Below are 19618 nucleotides of genomic sequence, written 5' to 3'. Positions count from 1 at the left end.
CCGCCGCCCCCTGCTGCGGGCCATGCGAATGGGCTCGATCGCGCTGTTGGTGGTCACCATCGTCTCCCTGATCGGCTGGGGTGCCTTTGCCGATATCGCCGGTATCTGGGGCGTGGTGATTGGCGCCATCATCGGTGGCGGATTCGTGCTGCTGACGGTGGTCAGTGTGCTGGCCACCTCCAAGACTGACATCATCACCACCGCTGTGGTGATCATGGCTGGCTGGCTGATGAAGATGATCATCTTGATGGCGGTTCTCTGGGTGCTCAGCGGCATGACCTTCTACAACACGATGGCGTTGGTGGTGACGATCATCGCCTCGTTGGTCATTGTCCTGGTCGCGGAGACCTGGGGCGTGATCACCGCTCGCGTGACCTACCTGAGCTGATCCACCGCAGCTGTCACGGTGATGGGGCGGGGCCGGGAAGGAAATTCCGGGCCCCGCCCGGTTTTGTTTTGCCCGCCGGGAGCATCCACAGTGCATCGCGGGCGGGGGGAGCGTAACGGTGGGGGACGGCGACCGACGGGCATGGGTCCTCAACGGGCGCCTGGATAGGGCCCTGCCGGGATAGCGCTAGTTCATTGGACCTGCGGACCGCGGGGGGAGACCAGGCCCGCAAAGGGGCCCTCTGGGGCCGCGCATGAACTCGAAATACGTTGAAACTGAGTGGTTACTGCGGGGTGGGGAGGATGTTTCCCCCATATCTCATTTCATTAGGTCACAGGGGGTGAAACACCCCCGAGCGGGGCGGTGAAATGAGGGTGTGACGGACCTTACAGAGTGCGGAAACGGCCGAATAGAGGGTGTTTCGGGGCAAAGGGGGGAGTGGAAAGCCCGACACGGGCAACCCACATGCGAAAAACCTGAGGTTGGCTGATAGTCTTTATCGCGGGTTACCTCGGCAACTCTCTGCGGGTTTTGTGCGCGCGGAGTGGATTACTGGGGGACATCCCCTGTGACCACCGCGCTGATGTGCGACGGAGTCGGTGGTGGGCACAGAAAGTTCTACAGACGTCCATCGCACCGTTTAAGTATCCGCTTCAACGGCCCGAACACGGGAGAGAACGCTGAGCGTTACAACACTGTCCATGAAGGGTGAGTTTCATGCACCCAACCTGGATCAAGAATTTTTCCCGGGGGAATACTACGGCCACGTCATCTTCGATGATTTCGCCAATGGATGGTTCGCACTTGATCGCTTCATGCTGATCCGCCTCTTGATGGCGGCTCTGCTGGTGATCATTTTTGCTGTCGCAATGCGGAATCCGAAGCTGGTTCCGCATGGACTGCAGAACGTCGTTGAGATCGCGCTGGATTTTGTGCGGGTTCACATCGCAGAGGACATCCTGGGTAAGAAGGAAGGCCGTCGGTTCCTACCGATCATCGCCACCATCTTTTTCACCGTCCTTTTCATGAACCTCCCCGCCATTATTCCGGGTATGAATGTTTCACCTAACGCGCGTATCGGCATGCCGATCGCGTTGGCACTCCTTGGTTACATCACGATGATCTACGCCGGCTCCAAGCGTTATGGCTTCGGCAAGTTCATCAAGTCCTCGGTTGTCATCCCGAACATTCCGCCTGCACTTCACATTCTCGTGGTGCCGATCGAGTTCTTCTCGACCTTCATCATGCGTCCGGTCACTCTCGCGCTTCGTCTCATGGCGAACTTCCTGGCCGGCCACCTTATTCTGGTTCTGCTGTTCTCCGCCACGAACTTCTTCTTCTGGCAGATGAACGCCTGGACCATCATGGGTGGTGTGACCCAGATCGTCGCAATCCTGTTCACGGTTTACGAATGCATCATCATCGTCCTGCAGGCATATATCTTTGCCCTGCTGGTCGCGGTGTACATCGAATTGTCGCTGAACGCCGACGCGCACTGACCGACTCGCGAATCACGCGGTCAACTGAATTACCCCGAAAACCACATCGCCCGTAAATAAAACCGGGCACCAAGAAAGGGAACGACTTTCACATGAACGAGATCATCCTGGCACAGGCAGCAGAGCCGGCAGCAGTTGCACACCTCGGCGCCATCGGTTACGGCATCGGCACCATCGGGCCGGGCATCGGCATCGGCATCCTGGTCGGCAAGACCGTCGAAGGCATGGCTCGCCAGCCCGAGATGGCCGGTCAGCTCCGTACCACCATGTTCCTGGGTATCGCCTTCGTTGAGGCCCTCGCCCTGATCGGCCTTGTCGCCGGCTTCCTGTTCGCTAGCGTTTAATTCAGAGCAGATAACGAAGACTGGAGACTCATGACGAACGTCATTTCTGTGCTTGCGGCAGGTGCCGAGGGCCTTCCCCTTGAGGAAGGCAACTCGATCCTGATCCCCAAGACCTACGACATCGTCTGGTCCCTCATCCCGCTCATCGTAATCCTGTTCGTCTTCTGGAAGTTCGTTCTTCCGAAGTTCCAGGAGGTCCTGACTGAGCGTGAGGACCGGATCAAGGGAGGCATTCAGCGTGCCGAGGCCGCACAGGCCGAAGCCAAGTCTGCCCTTGAAAAGTACAACGCGCAGCTCGCCGAGGCCCGTGCCGAAGCAGCCGAGATCCGTGAGCAGGCCCGTGAAAAGGGCAAGCTGATCCAGGCTGATATGAAGGCACAGGCAACTGAGGAGAGCAACCGCATCATCGAGTCCGGTGAGAAGCAGCTTCTGGCCCAGCGTGAGCAGGTCGTTGTTGAGCTTCGCCAGGAGATGGGTCAGAACTCGATCAACCTTGCTGAGCGCCTTCTCGGAGGCGAGCTTTCTGACGCCACCAAGCGTTCTGGCACGATTGATTCCTTCCTGTCCGACCTTGACACCGTGGCACCGGCAGGAAAGTGAGCAACATGCACGCAGCGAGCCGCGCCGCACTAGCGCAGGTTGAATCCCATCTGGACTCTGCACTGTCCGGGGCAGACAACGCCGTCGCAGTCGCCGCACAGGTCGGTACCGAACTGTTCGACGTCGTCGAGATTCTCGACGGAGACCGCGGCCTGCGTGTCGCCGTCGCCGATGCCTCGGCAGCTGCCGAGAGTAAGACCGGCCTCGTGTCGGAAATTTTCGGCGGCAAGGTTTCGGACGCTACCCTCGAGGTCCTGAAGGACGCCGTCACCCAGGCCTGGTCGACTCCCCGTGAGTTCCGCACCGGACTGGTTGAGCTCGGCCGTCGTTCGCTCCTGCGCTCTGCAGAGCAGCAGGGACAGCTGGGACAGGTCGAGGACGAGCTGTTCCGGTTGGGTCGCATCCTTGATAAGGAACCGCGTTTGACCCAGCTGCTGTCTGATCAGGCTGTCACTGCAGCTGATCGACGGGGACTGCTGGCCAATGTGCTCTACGGCAAGGCCACCATGATCTCCGAGGCGCTCGCGCTTCAGGTCATCGGCCGCCCGGAGCACAATCCCATCGACGACCTCGCCAACATCGCGGCATTTGCAGCTGGTCTGCAGGGCCGCACGGTGGCACACGTCGTTGCGGCTAGCGATCTCAATGAGGGCCAGCAGGCGACGCTTGCTGAGAAGTTGGGACGAATTTACGGTCGTGCGATGAGCATCCACTCTGAGGTTGACCCCAGCCTCCTCGGTGGTATGACCATCCGCGTCGGTGACGAGCTGATCGACGGAAGCACTGCAGGTAAGCTGCAGCGTCTCCGGACGAACCTCGTCTAAGACACGACATTCGATTGATTGATAATGCTGGAAGAAACAACCGAGAGCAGGAAGAACATGGCGGAGCTGACGATCTCCTCCGATGAGATCCGTAGCGCGATTGCGAACTACACCTCGAGCTACTCCGCGGAGGCCTCCCGTGAGGAGGTCGGCGTGGTCATTTCGGCAGCTGACGGTATTGCCCAGGTTTCGGGCCTGCCGTCGGTCATGGCGAATGAGCTCCTCGAGTTCGCAGGCGGCGTCATTGGCGTCGCACAGAACCTTGACACCAATTCCATTGGCGTTGTGGTCCTGGGCAACTACGAGACCATCGCAGAAGGCGACGAAGTTAAGCGGACCGGCGAGGTCCTTTCCATCCCGGTCGGGGATAATTTCCTCGGTCGAGTAATCAACCCCTTGGGTCAGCCGATCGATGGCCTTGGCGCCATCGAGGCCGAGACGGAGCGTGTCCTCGAGCTGCAGGCTGCCTCCGTGCTGGAGCGTCAGCCCGTCGAGGAGCCGATGCAGACCGGCATCAAGGCCATCGATGCAATGACCCCGATCGGCCGTGGTCAGCGTCAGCTGATCATTGGTGACCGTAAGACCGGCAAGACCGCGGTCTGCATCGACACCATTCTGAACCAGAAGGCCAACTGGGAATCCGGCGACAAGAACAAGCAGGTTCGCTGCATCTACGTCGCCATCGGCCAGAAGGGTTCGACCATCGCTTCGGTGCGTCGCACCCTCGAAGAGCAGGGCGCTCTGGAGTACACCACCATCGTCGCGGCTCCGGCCTCCGACGCCGCGGGCTTCAAGTGGCTCGCACCGTTCTCCGGTGCAGCCCTTGGCCAGCACTGGATGTACGAGGGCAATCACGTCCTGGTCATCTTCGATGACCTGACCAAGCATGCTGAGGCTTACCGTGCCATCTCGCTGCTGCTGCGTCGTCCCCCGGGACGCGAAGCATACCCGGGTGACGTGTTCTACCTGCACTCCCGTCTGCTGGAGCGCGCAGCCAAGCTCAACGACGAGCTTGGCGCTGGTTCGATGACCGCTCTGCCGATCATCGAGACCAAGGCGAACGACGTGTCGGCCTTCATCCCGACCAACGTCATCTCCATCACCGACGGCCAGGTCTTCCTGGAGTCGGACCTGTTCAACAAGGGTGTCCGCCCGGCGATCAACGTGGGTATCTCCGTTTCCCGTGTCGGTGGCGCAGCGCAGACCAAGGGCATGAAGAAGGTCGCAGGTTCCCTGCGTCTGGATCTGGCCGCATTCCGCGACCTCGAGGCATTCGCCATGTTCGCCTCGGACCTGGATAGTGCTTCCAAGGCTCAGCTGGAGCGCGGTCAGCGCCTGGTCGAGCTGCTGAAGCAGGCTGAGAACACCCCGCAGTCCGTTGAGTTCCAGATGATCTCCATCTGGTTGGCCAACGAGGGTGTCTTCGACGTCGTTCCCGTCGAGGATGTCCGTCGCTACGAGGCTGAGCTGCACGAGTACCTCCGTGCCAACGCTGCTCAGGTCTACGTCCAGGCCGACGGCGGCGCCAAGCTGTCCGACGAGTCCCAGGAGGCTCTGCTGAAGGCCAACGACGAGTTCGTCCGGACCTTCCAGACCACCGATGGCACCTCGGTCATCAACGAGCCCGAAGTTGATGCACTCGACGGCAGCCAGGTCAAGAAGAACCAGCTCAGCGTCTCCCGCAAGACGGCAAAGAAGTAAGGCAGTAGTGCCCGAAACTATGACCGTTCAAGTTAAAGAAGGGAGGAGCATGAACCATGGCTACGATTCGTGAACTGCGTGACCGGATTCGGTCCGTCAACTCAACGAAGAAGATCACCAAGGCTCAGGAGCTGATCGCCACCTCGCGCATCACCAAGGCGCAGGCCCGCGTGGAAGCCTCGCTGCCTTATGCCCACGAGATTCAGAATGTGGTCGAGCGGCTCGCTTCGGCGAGTTCCCTGGACCACCCGATGCTCCGTGAGCGGGAGGACGGCAAGGTTGCCGCCATCCTGGTGGTCTCCAGTGACCGCGGTCAGTGTGGCGGTTACAACCACAACGTCTTCAAAAAGGCTGCCGAGCTCGAGAGGCTTCTCGAGAACGAGGGCTATGAGGTCGTGCGTTACGTGACCGGTAACCGCGCTGTCGGCTACTTCAACTTCCGACAGGAAGAGGTCCTCGGCTCCTGGATCGGTTTCTCCCAGGATCCGACCTGGGACGCGACCCATGATGTCCGCCACCACCTGGTGGAGGGTTTCATTGCAGGCTCCAAGGGACAGACCAAGGCACGCCCCGGTCTGACGGATGCGGATGCCGCTGAGGTGCGTGGATTTGATCAGGTGCACGTCGTGTACACCGAATTCCTCTCCATGCTCAGCCAGCAGGCCCGCGCACAGCAGCTGCTGCCGATCGAACCCGTGATCACCGAGGAAGAGTTCGAGGTCGGCGAGGGCATCCTCGACGGATCTGAGAACCCTTCCGCTGACTACGATTTCGAACCCGACGCCGATACCCTGCTCAGCGCTCTGCTGCCGCAGTTCGTCTCACGGAGCCTGTACTCGATCTTCCTCGAGGCATCGGCTTCTGAGTCGGCCGCGCGCCGTACCGCCATGAAGGCGGCCACGGATAACGCGACGGAGCTGGTCAAGGACCTGTCTCGGGTGGCCAACCAGGCTCGTCAGGCGCAGATTACCCAGGAAATCACAGAGATCGTCGGTGGCGCTGGCGCGCTCGCCGATAGCGGAGAAAGTGACTAGATATGACTACAGCTCTTAACGAGCAGAACGCACAGCTGGCGGCTACCGCCGGCCGTGTCGTGCGTGTCATCGGTCCGGTCGTCGACGTGGAGTTCCCGCGCGGCGAGCTGCCGGCCCTGTACAACGCACTGACTGTCGAGGTCACCCTCGAAGCAGTCGCCAAGACCATCACCCTCGAGACCGCACAGCACCTGGGTGACAACCTGGTGCGCGCTGTCTCCATGGCACCGACCGACGGCCTGGTCCGTGGCGCAGCTGTCACCGACAGCGGTTCCCCGATCTCCGTCCCCGTCGGCGACATCGTCAAGGGCCACGTGTTCAACGCCCTGGGCGATTGCCTCGATGAGCCGGGTCTGGGCCGCGACGGCGAGCAGTGGGGAATCCACCGCGACCCGCCGCCCTTCGACCAGCTTGAGGGCAAGACCGAGATTCTCGAGACCGGCATCAAGGTCATTGACCTGCTGACCCCGTACGTCAAGGGCGGCAAGATCGGCCTGTTCGGTGGCGCCGGTGTGGGAAAGACCGTGCTCATCCAGGAGATGATCACCCGTATCGCCCGCGAGTTCTCCGGTACCTCCGTGTTCGCCGGCGTCGGCGAGCGCACCCGTGAGGGCACCGACCTCTTCCTGGAAATGGATGAGATGGGCGTCCTCCCGGATACCGCACTCGTCTTCGGCCAGATGGATGAGCCCCCGGGAGTCCGTATGCGCGTGGCGCTGTCCGCTCTGACCATGGCGGAGTACTTCCGCGATGTCCAGAACCAGGACGTGCTGCTGTTCATCGACAACATCTTCCGTTTCACCCAGGCCGGCTCTGAGGTCTCGACCCTGCTGGGTCGTATGCCTTCCGCCGTGGGCTACCAGCCCACCCTGGCTGACGAGATGGGTGTGCTGCAGGAGCGAATCACCTCGACCAAGGGTCGTTCGATCACGTCTCTGCAGGCCGTTTACGTGCCTGCCGATGACTACACCGACCCCGCTCCGGCGACCACCTTCGCCCACCTCGATGCGACCACCGAGCTTGACCGCGCGATCGCCTCGAAGGGTATTTACCCGGCTGTGAACCCGCTGTCCTCGACTTCTCGTATCCTCGAGCCGTCGATCGTCGGCGAGCGTCACTACGCCATTGCCCAGCGCGTGATCGGTATTCTGCAGAAGAACAAGGAACTGCAGGATATTATCGCCATCATGGGTATGGACGAGCTGCCGGAGGAAGACAAGATCACCGTTCAGCGCGCCCGCCGCCTGGAGCGCTTCCTGGGCCAGAACTTCTTCGTTGCGGAGAAGTTCACCGGCCTGCCGGGTTCCTATGTCCCGCTGGAGCACACCATCGAGGCATTCGAGCGCATTTGCGACGGCGACTTCGACCACTACCCGGAGCAGGCTTTCAATGGTCTGGGTGGCCTGGACGATGTTGAGGCAGCCTACAAGAAGATGACCGAGAAGTAGGGGAAGCGAAGACATGGCTGAAATCACCGTTGAACTGGTGGCCGTGGAGCGCATGCTGTGGTCCGGTCAGGCCAGCATCGTTACCGCACAGACCACCGAGGGTGAGATCGGCGTGTTGGCCGGCCACGAGCCCATGCTCGGCCAGTTGGTCGAAAATGGTGTCGTGACCATCCGTCCGGTCGACGGCGACAAGCTTGTCGCCGCCGTCCAGGGTGGCTTCCTCTCGGTCTCGACCGAGAAGGTCACCATCCTCGCGGATTACGCCATCTGGGCGGATGAGGTTGAATCCTCCGTCGCCGAGGCTGATCTGCAGTCGGATGATGAAAAGACCAAGTCTCGTGCCGAGGCCTCGCTGGCAGCCCTGCGCCGCCAGCAGCTGGCCTAGGCTCAAGACTGAAGTCGAGACCTTCGGCTTCAACGCGCTTAGCATCACCTTCCCTGAGCCCCACCGCATTCTGGCGGTGGGGCTCAGGTGTTTTTCGGGTGAGGCACCGCCGCATCGCCGCTGTTCGGAGAGGGCGTCGATAAGCATCACGGTGGGTGCTGGGCCAGGAATCTTCCCTGTTATGCCGCAGGGAGGGTGGTGGGTAGACTAGGGAGAATTCAGTCGGGTCCTCGGCAGCGGAAACAGAGGAGTGCAATGGAGATCATCATCTGGGCACTAGTCATTATCGCGGTGCTTGCGGTCCTGCTCGCCGCCTGGCGCTTTTTTACGCAGCGCTCCCGCGGTACCATCGTCATCCTGCGCGCGTTGCCGAATACCGGCACCCACGGCTGGCGGCACGGTTCGATCCGTTACAACGGTGATGAGGTGGAGTACTTCAAGCTTCGTTCGCTCTCGCCGACCTCTGATCTGATTCTCAATCGCACCGTCACCGAGTTGGTCCACCGCCGGGATCTGCGCGCTGATGAGCTGGCATTCATGCCCTCGCATGTCCACATCCTGGAGGTCACCAGCGGCGGCACCTCCTATGAGATCGGCATCGGCGGGCACGGTGAGATGGCGCTGACCGCCTGGCTCGAGGCTGCCCCGGCCCGTCGTCGGGAGCGCATCAACCACGAAGAACTCAAGCGACATTTCATCCGTCGACAGGGCCGTGGTCAGTAGCCGGAGAGCAATTGGCTATCCTGACAGAATGCGACTCGTGATTGCCCGCTGTTCTGTCGACTATGTGGGACGCCTGGAAGCCCACCTTCCCAGTGCCGACCGTCTTCTGATGGTCAAGGCCGATGGCTCGGTGTCGGTGCACGCCGATGACCGCGCCTATAAGCCCCTGAACTGGATGACCCCACCCTGCTCACTGCGGGAGTCGGTGATCACTGATGAAGATGGTGAGGATACCGGCGAACAGCTGTGGGTGGTGGAGAACTCCAAGGGGGAGCAGCTGCGCATCACCATGGAGAAGATCCACCATGAACGCAGCTTCGAACTCGGCGTGGATCCCGGCCTGATCAAAGATGGTGTGGAAGCACATCTCCAGGAACTGCTCGCTGAGCACATCACCGAGCTGGGGGAGGGTTACACCCTGGTCCGCCGGGAGTATCCGACCGCCATCGGCCCGGTGGACCTCCTCTGCCGTGATGCTGATGGTGCGACCGTGGCGGTGGAGATCAAGCGTCGTGGCGGCATCGACGGCGTGGAACAGCTGACCCGCTATCTGGAGCTGCTCAACCGAGATGAGCTGCTGCGCCCGGTGGTCGGGGTGTTCGCGGCCCAGGAGATCAAGCCGCAGGCCAAGACCCTGGCGGAAGATCGCGGCATCCGCTGTGTCACCTTGGATTATCAGGCCATGCGTGGCATCGAGAGCGATGAACTGCGGCTATTCTGATGGCACGGAAGAACCGTCATGACCGCTCCACCACCCCGCGGGATCTGCCCCGGGACGGGGGAGCTTATTTCGGAACCCAGGAGCAGGAGGGGCCGGGCTGGACCTACGGGGAGCCCTACCTGGTGCGCCAGATGGGTTCCCACGCGGCCAAGAAGTTCTACGTCTGTCCGGGCTGCAACCAGAATATTCCGCCAGGGGTGGCACATGTGGTGGCCTGGCCCAAGGAGATCGGCCGCGGTGCCGAGGACCGTCGTCACTGGCACAAGCCCTGCTGGGAGCGGCGCTAAGGCGCTTATCGACGACCCCGTGGGTACGCCCTTCGGCGGTGATCCGGCGGGCTGGGTAATCTGGAGAGCATGATTGTTGCCTTTTCTGTAGCCCCAGCTGTCACTGATAATCCTGAGGCGGAGATGGCCGATGCCGTCACCGCCGCGATTCGGGTGGTCCGGGAGTCCGGTCTGCCCAATGAAACCAATGCCATGTTCACCCTCATCGAAGGGGAGTGGGATGAGGTCTTCGAGGTGATCAAGCAAGCCACTGCGGCGGTGTCCGAGGTAGCTCCGCGTACCTCCCTGGTGATCAAGGCGGATATCCGACCGGGTCATACCGGCCAGCTCACCCGGAAGGTCGAGGCTGTCGAGGAACGCCTGGCAGCAGCTTCCCGGGAGGGGAACTAACGTGAGCACCCCTGATCGTTTTATCTCCGGTGCCGTTGACCTGGGTCAGGTGAAGGCCCGGGCGGAAGCTCGTCAGCAGGCTGAGCAGCAACGCGCACAGCCGGGGCAGCCGGCCTCAGATCTTTCCGCCGGGGCCGCCGGGGCAGAAGTCATCACCCCCTTCTTCACCGCCACCGTGGAGAACCTGGAATCTGAGGTGCTGCGTCGTTCGGTGCAGATCCCGGTGGTGGTGCTGGTGGGTACCTCACGTAGCCCGGATTCCGAGCAGCTCAAGGCGGATCTGGCGATCCTGGCGGCTGAGGCCGAACTGAAGTTCGTGGTCGCCTACGTTGACGCCGATGTCTCCCCGGACATCGCCCAGATGATGGGGGTCAGCGCGCTGCCGACCGTGGTGGCGCTGGCCGCCGGCCGCCCGCTGACCGATTTCCAGGGCGGTCAGCCGCTCGACTCCCTCCGACAGTGGACCAGCTCGCTCCTCGAGGCCGTGGCTTCTCAGCTGCAGGGGCTACCCGAGGGCACCGTTGCCGCCACCGGGCCAGCGCCGATTGACCAGGAGCCGCCGAGCGACCCGCGTTTCGACGCCGCGACCGAGGCCCTCAATGCCGGTGACTTCGCCGCCGCCATCGAGGTCTATGAGGGCATCCTCCGCTCGGAGCCGAAAAACACGGAAGCCAGGCAGGCCCGCGACAGCGCCCGACTGCTGGCCCGGCTGGCGGAGCAGAACAGTGCCGAGGAAGATCCCATCGTGGCAGCAGACGCTGATCCGACCAGCGTCGAGAAGGCTTTTGCGGCTGCGGATGCACTGATCGCCGCGGGTAACCCGGCGGGGGCCTTTGACCGGTTGCTGGTCCAGCTCACCCGCACCACGGGGGAGGAGAAGACCGGGGTGCGCGATCGCCTGGTTGAGCTCTTCGCGCTCTTTGAACCCACCGACGCCCGGGTGATCAGCGCCCGTGGTCGGATGGCCAGCGCGCTCTACTGAGGGTGCGGGGGCGGCGTCGATAAGCACCCGGGGGCGGGACTCAGCCCTCGTTGAACTCGGCGGCTGCCTGGAGGATCTGTCGGGCGATGCCGTCATTGCGACGGAATGCCGCGGCATCAGTGCCGGGGCGGGCGAAGGCACCGACCTGGACCTCGGAGGTATTGGGCCCGGCCGCCCAGATCCGGCGGTGAGGGTGACCGTTCTGGGCGAGCAGCCGGAACTGTTGGTCCACTTCAAGACGACCGGTGGAGTACTCCCCTTCCGGACTCTGGAAACGTTGCTCCCGACCCAAACCACCCGGGGCGGCCAGATCCGCCAAGAGGGGGTTCGCGGATCCGGCCACCACCTGCGGCGGGAGATAGGCGTCAAGGTAGGCATCGGTGCTGACGCGGTCCGGAGACTGATCCGAGGTGGCGATGAACCGACCGGACTCCTCATCGAGGGAAATCCGCGAGCTGGGGCCGAGGAACATGATCAGACCCTGGCGGTGGACGGCCAGCAGCTGACGCAGCCGCAGCGGGGGCGGGCCGGAATCGACCAGGCTGAAGAAGCTGGTCCAGCCGCCGGGGAAAGCCAGGCGGGAATCATCATCGAGGCGTTCCAGCGGCAGGATGCGGGCCAGAGTGTCCTGGATGAACAGCAATCCGTAAAACAGCGCCAGCGTCTCGGAGTGCTCCGCAGAGGTGCGCAGCCGCAGGTCCTCGGAGATGTAGTCGCGCAGAGCCTGCTGGACCTCCTCGCGGGAGGAGAACTCGCGGTCGGCGAAGGGATGGTTCAGCCACGGCAGGTCCACCCGGAGAGCCGGATCGGGCACTGCGGTGGCGATGAGTTCGTGGCGGTCCTCCCCGGCCTTCACCGCGGCGATGAAGCGGGGGCGGAACTCCGCCCAACTCATGCCGGCCCACTCGGGGTGGCCGCTGAGGATCTCGCGGTAGACGAAGTACTCCGACTCGGCGATGATCATCGGCAGCACATCCCGCCGGAAATTGAAGGGGGTGGGCAGCTGGGCGAAGAATTCTTCGCTGATGAACTCCAGGCCGGGGGAGAACTCGCCCTTGAGGGTGGCGGAGATCTTGGAGTGATAGGGGACGCCTCGACGGGAGCCGACCCAGAGACGTGGTTCCCGGCCGGAGGGCTGGTAACGCAGCCGCTCGGGATCGTGGGGGCGGGGATCAGGGTGGAAGGTGCCGCCGCGCCCCTCGAAGAGCAGCGCCAGCAGATCGACGAAGGCCAGGCCCATGCCGGAGACGAGGACATTACGGTCCCAGCCGAGCGGGGAATAATCGACATCCTGGGTCTGTGCGGGACGGGCGTAATAGAGTCCGTGGCGGGCGGCGAAGTCCTCCTTGGCGGTATCCCTCGGAGTGGGGTGGGAATCGGTGTGGCCGAGGGTGAGTGCCACCAGGTCCGCTTGGATGAGCTCACCGGAGTCAAGGGTGGCGGTGTAATGCTTCGCGGTGCTGTCAGCTGCCAGATTCTCCCGCAGGGAGGTGACGGTGTTCTGGTGGGTGTGCAGGGTGAAATTTTCCGGCAGGCAGTCCACCAGATCCTGGAATACCCAGCGCATGTAGCAGGACTGGACCTTGCGGGAGGCGAAGGTGTCCGGGGTGAGTGCCTCGATTTCAGGGCGGATCTCCTCCGCGGTGGAATCGAGGGTTATCTCACCGCGCCGGACCTGTTCCGCCCACTCGGACAAACTCGGCCCCGGGCGGACCGGCCCCTCGGCGGTGAAGGAGTCATCAGTGAAGATGGTCACATCCGCGGCCCGGGAGTTCATCCACAATAGACCGTGCTGTTTATAACGCCAGATCCGTCCGGAACCGGGGGAGTAGGGGTCAACCAGGTGGATCTCCAGACTGGTGGCTGCCGGCAGATCGGGGGTGCCGTTGTTGGCGATGAGACGGTCTAGGACACCGATGGCTCGGGGACCCCCTCCGACGATGAGAAGGTGGGTGGCTCCTGTTGCCATGCTGGTCCTTTCAGGTTTCCGCTGGTGCGCCGAATAATTCGACATAATTCGACAATGCCCCGGTGATGGTCCGGCTGGGGTAGGTGCCGGGATAACTGCCCATGAACGCCGGAAAACCCGTCTGGTGGGGTCGTCGATGGGCCAATAAGTGATTGTGAAATAGCTGCCAGGCTGTCTACTTCTACAGTTCTGAACTATTCTCTTTTCTAGACGGTTTAGTCTATCACTTTAGACCGAGTAGTATGTTGATGGATCATTGAATATACCTCGGACCACATAGGAAGGCGGCGACATGGACACCCAGAACGGGAATCAGCCCATTCAGGGCAGCGCCACCACGAAGTTCCGCGAGCGGGGCTCGCGATCAATCACTGACTTCGAAATTAAACCGGTGCGCCACCCCGGCCGCTGGGTGGGAAGCACCATTGTCGCGCTTCTCGTCATCGGGGTGCTCTGGTCCTTCATCACCAACCCACGCTGGGGTTGGGATGTCTTTGCGGACTGGTTCTTCGCCAGGTCCATCCTGGTCGGACTCTTCGAGACGCTGCGGTTGACCGTGGTCTCCGGGATCTTGGGCTTCGCCCTCGGCCTGGTGCTCGCCCTGATGCGACTGGCCAAGTCACCGCTGCCAGCCGGTGTGTCCTGGGTCTTCTCCTGGTTCTTCCGCTCCACCCCGCTGCTGGTTCAGCTGTTGCTTTGGTACAACCTGGGCTACCTCTACGAGCAGATCTCGCTGGGCATTCCCTTCACCGACATCTCCTTCTTCAGCGCGCAGACCAGTGACATGATCACCCCGTTCATGGCCGCCATTCTCGGTCTGGGACTGCATCAGGCGGCCTATGCCGCCGAGATCATCCGAGGCGGCATCCTGTCGGTGGACCAGGGCCAGATCGAGGCCGCTGAGGCCCTCGGCATTCCGGCCCGGGACCGCCAGCTGCGCATCGTGGTCCCGCAGGCGATGCGAGCCTCCCTGCCAGCAGCCTTCAATGAAGTGATCTCCCTGGTCAAGGGCACCGCCATTGTCTACGTGCTGGCATACCAGGAACTCTTCCTCACTGTCCAGGTCATCTACTCCCGCACGCAGGAGGTGCTGCCGATGCTGATGGTGGCCACCGTCTGGTACGTCGTGATCACCTCACTGTTGAGCATCGCCCAGTACTACGTGGAACGGCACTTCGCCAAGGGGGCGCTCCGCGAGGTCCCGCCGACCCCATTGCAGCGACTGCGCGCGAAGTTCCAGGCCAACCGCCCGGATCATGAGAACACCGTGGGAACCAAGATCAAGAATGAGGCATCCTAAGTGAGTGAATCCCAGCACCCGACCCATGGCAGGGTGGAACTGACCGACATCCTTAAGCGGTTCGGTGACAATGAGGTCCTGAAGAAGGTCTCGCTGACCGTGGAACCCGGCGAGGTCACCGTCATCATCGGCCCTTCCGGTTCCGGCAAGTCCACCCTGCTGCGCACCATCAACCGCCTGGAGGGCATCAACGGCGGCATGGTCCGCATCGATGATGAGATCATCGGCTACCGCCAGGAGGGACGTTCCCTCTTTGAGCTCTCTGAAAAGGAGCTGCTCAAACAGCGACTTGAGGTGGGCATGGTCTTCCAGAGCTTCAACCTTTTCGGGCATATGACGGTGCTGCGCAATATCACCGAATCTCCGATCCGGGCACTGGGGATGTCCAAGAGTGAGGCCGAAGCCCGGGCCCGTCGCCTGCTCGAGCGCGTTGGTCTGTCCGATAAAGCCGATGCCTACCCGCGTCAGCTCTCGGGTGGGCAGCAACAGCGCGTGGCCATCGCCCGCGCCCTGGCACTGCAGCCCAAGGTGTTGCTCTTTGATGAACCCACTTCGGCCCTGGACCCGGAGCTGGTTGATGAGGTCCTCAACGTCATCCGCGGGCTGGCGGATGAAGGCACCACCTTGATCGTGGTCACCCATGAGATGGCCTTCGCCCGGGATGTCGCCGATACCGTGGTTTTCATGGATGCGGGTGAGATCGTGGAGCAGGGCAGTCCGGCCCAGCTCTTCAATAACCCGGTCCAGGACCGCACCAAGAAGTTCCTCTCCGCGATCAGCGGCCACGGCGGCCAGGTTGGGGAGGTTTAGATGCGTAACAACCCCCTGATCCGGCGCCGGGCTGCGGCCCTCGGTGGCTTCCTGCTCGCTGCCAGTCTCACCCTCAGCGCCTGCGCTGATCCGGTTGATCCCGCCAACGGGGCGAATGCGCGTTTTAATCTCTCCGCTGATCAGGACCGCATCCGCAGCCAGGTTAACCCTGAACTGGCGGCACTGGTACCGGAGAAGATCGCCGCGGACGGACAGCTGACCTTGGGTACCCTGGTCACCCCGACGCCGCCGCTGGTCATGCTCGCCACGGATAACGCCACCCCGATCGGCTCCGAGATCGACCTCGCTCAGCTGGTGGCGGATAAACTCGGCCTGGAGTTGGAGGTCCAGATGACCAGCTGGGATAACTGGCCGTTGAAGCTGGATTCCAGCGAGTATGAGATCGTGCATGCCAATGTCGGCATCACGGAGGAACGGCTGCAGAAATATGATTTCTCCAGTAACCGGGCAGCATTTCAGGCCTTCCAGGTGAAGGCGGACACCAGCCTGGTGATCGATGAGATCGATGATCTTTCAGGACTGCGTATTGCCGCCGCCGCCGGCACGAACCAGGAACGGATGATGTTGACGTGGAATGAGGACTTTGCGGCGCGGGGGATGGAACCGATCCACATTTACCACTACGTCAATGAGAACGACATGCTGCTGGCGGTGCTCTCCGGCCGAATCGACATGACGTTCGGGCCTGGACCAGCCGCCGCCTGGCGGGCTGAGAACCGGGATGATCTCGCGGTCGCCTGGCGGGTCAATGCGGGCTGGCCGAATAACACCCTCGTCGCATCGACAGTGCAGCGTGGCAACGGGCTGGGGCCCCTGGTCACCCAGGCCTACAACGAACTCATGGCGGAGGGCACTTATCTCCAAGTCCTGGAACGCTGGGGCCTGGAAGAAGAGGCCATCCCCGAATCAAACACCTATTCACTGGAGGAATACCGAAGTGCCGAACTCTGAGCGAAACCCTGAGCAGTTCCAAGCCGAATTTGAGGCTTTCCGTGCCTACCGCGAGCAGCTCGTGGCTTCTCCTTTCGGCCCGCTCTCCCCGGTGGGGATGGCCTGGCTGGATGAGAACCCGGTGGCGGTCAACGGTGCCCCGGGGCAGTGGTCCTTTCAGGATGGTCGGGTCCAGCTGGTCCTGCGGTCAGGCGAAAACCTGTCCCTGGATGGCACGGCGCTGAACCCGGACAATACCGAGGTCAGCATTGACCTGGGTGCTGTTGATGTCCCCGGGATTCTCCTGGAGGAGGGCGAGAAGCGCATCGAGGTCGCCCTTCGCGGTGCCCGTCCGATCGTGCGCCCGCGCGACCCGAACAACGCCCTGCTCACCAGCCACACCTCGGTCCCGACCTTCCCGGCGGATGAGGCCTGGGTCATCGAGGGCACCTTCGAGCCCTATGCGGAGCCGAAGGAAATCACTGTCGGTGCGGTGCTCAAGGGGGTGGCACACCAGCACATCGCCGTGGGCACCGTGCACTTCGAGGTCGAGGGCACGCCGCAGCAGCTGGTGGCCCTGAACACCGGCAACCCGGCCTCCCTGGGGCTGCACTTCACCGACGCCACCTCCGGCAAGACCACCTGGCGCGATGTCCGCGTCAACATCGCGACTCTCCAGGCCGATGGTCGGACCGTGGTCATCGATTTCAACCGCACGCTGAATCAGCCCTGCGCCTTCACCGACCACGCCACCTGCCCCCTCCCAGCGGAGGGTAACCACCTTGAGGTCGAGATCAACGCCGGGGAACAGATCCCCGCGGAAAGAAAGTGAATAGTCAAGTGAGTAATAAGCGAACCCTGGCGCAGCCTTTCCTGGCCTTCAACCTGGATGGCGAGGGCGATCACCCGGCCGCCGGTACCGGTGCCGATGACGCCACCCACTTTTCCGGAAAGTCCTACGCCCGGCGGATCCGCAGCGCGGAGACCGCAGGTTTCCACGCCATCACCATCGCTGACGGCCCGTTGGGCGCCACCGCCGACAGTCATCCGGCCCGCCTGGCCGCGATCCACACCGCAGCTTTCGCGGCGCCCCTGACTCGCCGTGCGGCGTTGGTCCCGGTGGTCGATGCGGTGTTCACCGAGCCCTTCCACACCGCCACCCAACTGATGACGCTGGACCATGTGAGCAACGGCCGCGCCGGCTGGCTGGTCTACGGCACCGGCTCGCAGGTTGAGGCTGCTTCGGTGGGTAGGGAAGCGGTCGATGGCGCCCGCGTCAAGCGCGAGGTTATTGACGCCGTCGAGGTCGCCCGTCGCACCTGGGATTCCTGGGAGGATGACGCCGAGATCCGCGAGGTCGAGAGCGGACGTTTCATTGACAAGCAGAAGGTCCACTACGTGGATTTCCAGGGGGAGAACTACTCCGTCAAGGGTCCCTCGATCACCCCGCGGTCCCCGCAGGGCCAGCTGCCGGTGATTGCCCCGATTGAGCTGATCGACCTTGCGGGCGAGCGCGCCGACATTGATGGCGTGCTGGTCCGTGGTGAGTCCCTTATAGCGCTTATCGACGCCGTGGGCACCGCGCGCGCCGCCGGCTTCCGCATCGTCATCGCCGAGATCGCGATCGCCGCCGACTCCCGTGGTGAGTCCGGCGCCGACCGGGTCGCCCGGCTCGACGCCATCGCTGTCTGGGAGCCAGGGACCGTCCTGCTCACCGGGGCAGCACCGGACGTCGCAACGCAACTCGCCGAGGTGCTCGCCGTCGCCGACGGGGTGCGCCTGCACCCAGCCGAGGTCGATACGGACCTGGGCGAACTAGCACACGCCGTGCTTCCGGTCCTGCGTGAGCAGACCGGGATCGCTGACCTGCCGCTGGAGGGTAGCTTCCGCAGCATTCTCGGTCTGGAGCGGCCCCTCAGCCGCTACGCAACTGCTGCTTCGAAGGAGAACTAACTTGAACACCAATGAATTCACCCCCTCCGGCCAGATCCAGTTCGGCTGCTTCTTCCAGGGCGTCAACGTCGGCACCATCTGGAAGTCCCCGGAGTCCGGTTCCCAGATCTCCTTTGAGTCTTTCCGTCAGCTCATCCAGACCGCTGAGCGCGGCAAGTTCGCCGCCTTCTTCCTCGGTGAGGGGCTGCGGCTGCGGGAGAACAAGGGGGAGGTCTACGATCTCGATGTGGTCGGGCGACCCGATGCCCAGACCCTGCTGGCTGCCGCCGCTGCGGTGACCGAGAACATCGGTCTGGTGGCCACCCAGAACACCACCTTCAATGATCCGGTGGATCTGGCACGCCGGCTGCAGTCCCTGGATCTGCTCTCCGGTGGCCGTGCGGCCTGGAATATCGTGACCACCGATAACGCCTGGACCGGCGAGAACTTCCGTCGTGGTGGCTATATTGACCATGCCGACCGTTACCGGCACGCCGCCGCCTTCATCAAGGTGGCGGAGGATGTCTGGGCAGGTCGTGAGGTCAACCACGTCGGTGACCACTACACCATCAACCACACTCCGGGGCTGCCGCGCAGTCCCCAGGGCAAGCCGGTGCTCTTTCAGGCTGGGGCCTCACCGGCGGGCCGTGACATGGCAGCCGCCCAGGCGGATGTCATCTTCTCGCCTTATGCCGGTCTCGCAGAGGCCACGTCCTTCCGTGAAGACATCGTCAAGCGCACCATTGTCGCGGGCCGGCCGGTCGCTGAGGTGAAGATCTACCCGGTGGCGGAGTTCATCCTCGCTGAGACCGAGGCTGAGGTGAAGGAGAAGGAAGCCCTGATCCGCTCCCAGCAGGTCGGTCCGGAGCAGGCGATCGCCTACTTCGAGAACTACTGGGGTACCGATCTGAGCAACCTCGATCCCGAGGGCCCGCTGCCGGACTTCGATCCGGTCATCGAGTCCACGGACGGCTCCCGTGGCACCGCCTTCTCCGGGGCGAAGGCGAAGGAGCAGGTTGAGGCCTTCCGTGCTGAGGCGGAGGCCAAGGGCTGGAACCTCCGCCAGCTGGCCACCGCCAAGTTGACCCGTCCGGACACCTCCTTCACCGGCACCTATGCCCAGGTGGCCGAACGGGTGGCCGAATATGCTGCGGTCGGGGCGGTCGACGGCTTCAACGTCTCGCCCTACCTGATCCCCACCGGCTTGGACGACATCGTCAACGGTCTGGTCCCGCGCCTGCAGGAGCGCGGCATCTACCCGGCCGAGTACGCCGGCGCTACCCTGCGGGAGAACCTGGGGCTGCACCGGCTGCCCAGGCACGCGAAGTAG

Annotated in this window: 21 protein-coding genes; 20 read left to right on the top strand and 1 reads right to left on the bottom strand. The window is 62.9% G+C overall.

Translation table 11 applies throughout. From position 1 onward, the window contains the following. Nucleotides 1-22: 22 nt before the first annotated feature. The 14 genes from ACTU46_RS04675 (at nt 23) to ACTU46_RS04610 (ending at nt 11326) form a co-directional block, all read left to right on the top strand. Entirely contained in the window at nt 23-388 is a 366-nt protein-coding gene (locus tag ACTU46_RS04675) for a hypothetical protein (protein WP_443380399.1), read from the top strand. A 701-nt stretch (nt 389-1089) separates the two neighbouring features. Beyond that, nucleotides 1090-1887: a F0F1 ATP synthase subunit A gene (gene atpB / locus ACTU46_RS04670; protein ID WP_443379750.1), complete on the top strand. Its 798-nt coding sequence runs from the start codon at nt 1090-1092 to the stop codon at nt 1885-1887. Nucleotides 1888-1979: 92 nt separating this feature from the next. Further along, nucleotides 1980-2231: an ATP synthase F0 subunit C gene (locus tag ACTU46_RS04665; RefSeq protein ID WP_443379747.1), complete on the top strand. Its 252-nt coding sequence runs from the start codon at nt 1980-1982 to the stop codon at nt 2229-2231. Between the two features lie 30 nt (nt 2232-2261). Beyond that, nucleotides 2262-2831, top strand: coding sequence for a F0F1 ATP synthase subunit B (locus tag ACTU46_RS04660; protein ID WP_443379744.1), 570 nt, complete (start codon nt 2262-2264; stop codon nt 2829-2831). Nucleotides 2832-2836: 5 nt separating this feature from the next. Continuing rightward, entirely contained in the window at nt 2837-3655 is an 819-nt protein-coding gene (locus tag ACTU46_RS04655) for a F0F1 ATP synthase subunit delta (RefSeq protein WP_443379741.1), read from the top strand. Nucleotides 3656-3712: 57 nt separating this feature from the next. Continuing rightward, on the top strand, nt 3713-5356 hold the full coding sequence (gene atpA, locus ACTU46_RS04650; protein WP_443380398.1) for a F0F1 ATP synthase subunit alpha: 1644 nt from the start codon (nt 3713-3715) through the stop codon (nt 5354-5356). A gap of 56 nt (nt 5357-5412) precedes the next feature. Beyond that, a complete protein-coding gene (locus ACTU46_RS04645) occupies nt 5413-6390 on the top strand; it encodes a F0F1 ATP synthase subunit gamma (protein WP_443379738.1) in 978 nt (325 codons plus the stop codon). Between the two features lie 2 nt (nt 6391-6392). Continuing rightward, nucleotides 6393-7838 (top strand): F0F1 ATP synthase subunit beta, encoded by a 1446-nt coding sequence (gene atpD / locus ACTU46_RS04640; protein ID WP_443379736.1) that lies wholly within the window; start codon nt 6393-6395, stop codon nt 7836-7838. A gap of 13 nt (nt 7839-7851) precedes the next feature. Next, nucleotides 7852-8223 carry a F0F1 ATP synthase subunit epsilon gene (locus ACTU46_RS04635; protein ID WP_443379733.1) on the top strand — a complete coding sequence of 124 codons (372 nt, stop codon included), beginning with the start codon at nt 7852-7854 and terminating at the stop codon, nt 8221-8223. Nucleotides 8224-8478: 255 nt separating this feature from the next. Further along, entirely contained in the window at nt 8479-8946 is a 468-nt protein-coding gene (locus tag ACTU46_RS04630; RefSeq protein WP_443379730.1) for a DUF2550 domain-containing protein, read from the top strand. Nucleotides 8947-8974: 28 nt separating this feature from the next. Further along, nucleotides 8975-9667: an endonuclease NucS gene (gene nucS, locus ACTU46_RS04625; RefSeq protein WP_443379728.1), complete on the top strand. Its 693-nt coding sequence runs from the start codon at nt 8975-8977 to the stop codon at nt 9665-9667. After that, nucleotides 9667-9954, top strand: a complete 288-nt coding sequence (locus ACTU46_RS04620; RefSeq protein ID WP_443379726.1) for a hypothetical protein — start codon at nt 9667-9669, stop codon at nt 9952-9954. The genes nucS and ACTU46_RS04620 overlap by 1 nt, the downstream gene beginning before the upstream one ends. A gap of 69 nt (nt 9955-10023) precedes the next feature. After that, nucleotides 10024-10344, top strand: coding sequence for a thiamine-binding protein (locus ACTU46_RS04615; RefSeq protein WP_443379723.1), 321 nt, complete (start codon nt 10024-10026; stop codon nt 10342-10344). Nucleotide 10345: 1 nt separating this feature from the next. Beyond that, nucleotides 10346-11326, top strand: coding sequence for a tetratricopeptide repeat protein (locus ACTU46_RS04610; RefSeq protein WP_443379720.1), 981 nt, complete (start codon nt 10346-10348; stop codon nt 11324-11326). Nucleotides 11327-11366: 40 nt separating this feature from the next. Here the strand turns inward: ACTU46_RS04610 and ACTU46_RS04605 are convergent, their stop codons facing one another. Beyond that, nucleotides 11367-13295, bottom strand: a complete 1929-nt coding sequence (locus ACTU46_RS04605) for an FAD/NAD(P)-binding protein (protein ID WP_443379717.1) — start codon at nt 13293-13295, stop codon at nt 11367-11369. 292 nt (nt 13296-13587) lie between these two features. Here ACTU46_RS04605 and ACTU46_RS04600 point away from each other — a divergent pair, with 292 nt between their 5' ends. The 6 genes from ACTU46_RS04600 to ACTU46_RS04575 are packed head-to-tail and all read left to right on the top strand — an operon-like array spanning nt 13588 to nt 19618. Further along, nucleotides 13588-14595 (top strand): amino acid ABC transporter permease, encoded by a 1008-nt coding sequence (locus ACTU46_RS04600; RefSeq protein ID WP_443379714.1) that lies wholly within the window; start codon nt 13588-13590, stop codon nt 14593-14595. After that, complete coding sequence (locus ACTU46_RS04595; protein WP_443379711.1) at nt 14596-15405, top strand: amino acid ABC transporter ATP-binding protein; 810 nt, start codon at nt 14596-14598, stop codon at nt 15403-15405. Further along, a complete protein-coding gene (locus ACTU46_RS04590; protein ID WP_443379708.1) occupies nt 15406-16377 on the top strand; it encodes a transporter substrate-binding domain-containing protein in 972 nt (323 codons plus the stop codon). Further along, nucleotides 16364-17188 carry a DUF1684 domain-containing protein gene (locus ACTU46_RS04585; protein ID WP_443379705.1) on the top strand — a complete coding sequence of 275 codons (825 nt, stop codon included), beginning with the start codon at nt 16364-16366 and terminating at the stop codon, nt 17186-17188. Before ACTU46_RS04590 ends, ACTU46_RS04585 begins: the two co-directional genes overlap by 14 nt. 8 nt (nt 17189-17196) lie before the next feature. Beyond that, a complete protein-coding gene (locus ACTU46_RS04580; protein WP_443379703.1) occupies nt 17197-18309 on the top strand; it encodes an LLM class flavin-dependent oxidoreductase in 1113 nt (370 codons plus the stop codon). A gap of 1 nt (nt 18310) precedes the next feature. Continuing rightward, nucleotides 18311-19618, top strand: coding sequence for an LLM class flavin-dependent oxidoreductase (locus tag ACTU46_RS04575; protein ID WP_443379700.1), 1308 nt, complete (start codon nt 18311-18313; stop codon nt 19616-19618).

The organism is Corynebacterium sp. A21 (genome assembly GCF_052266655.1).
Classification (GTDB): domain Bacteria; phylum Actinomycetota; class Actinomycetes; order Mycobacteriales; family Mycobacteriaceae; genus Corynebacterium.
Note: the sequence above shows the minus strand (reverse complement) of the source record. Positions and strands in the feature narration are given on the sequence as shown.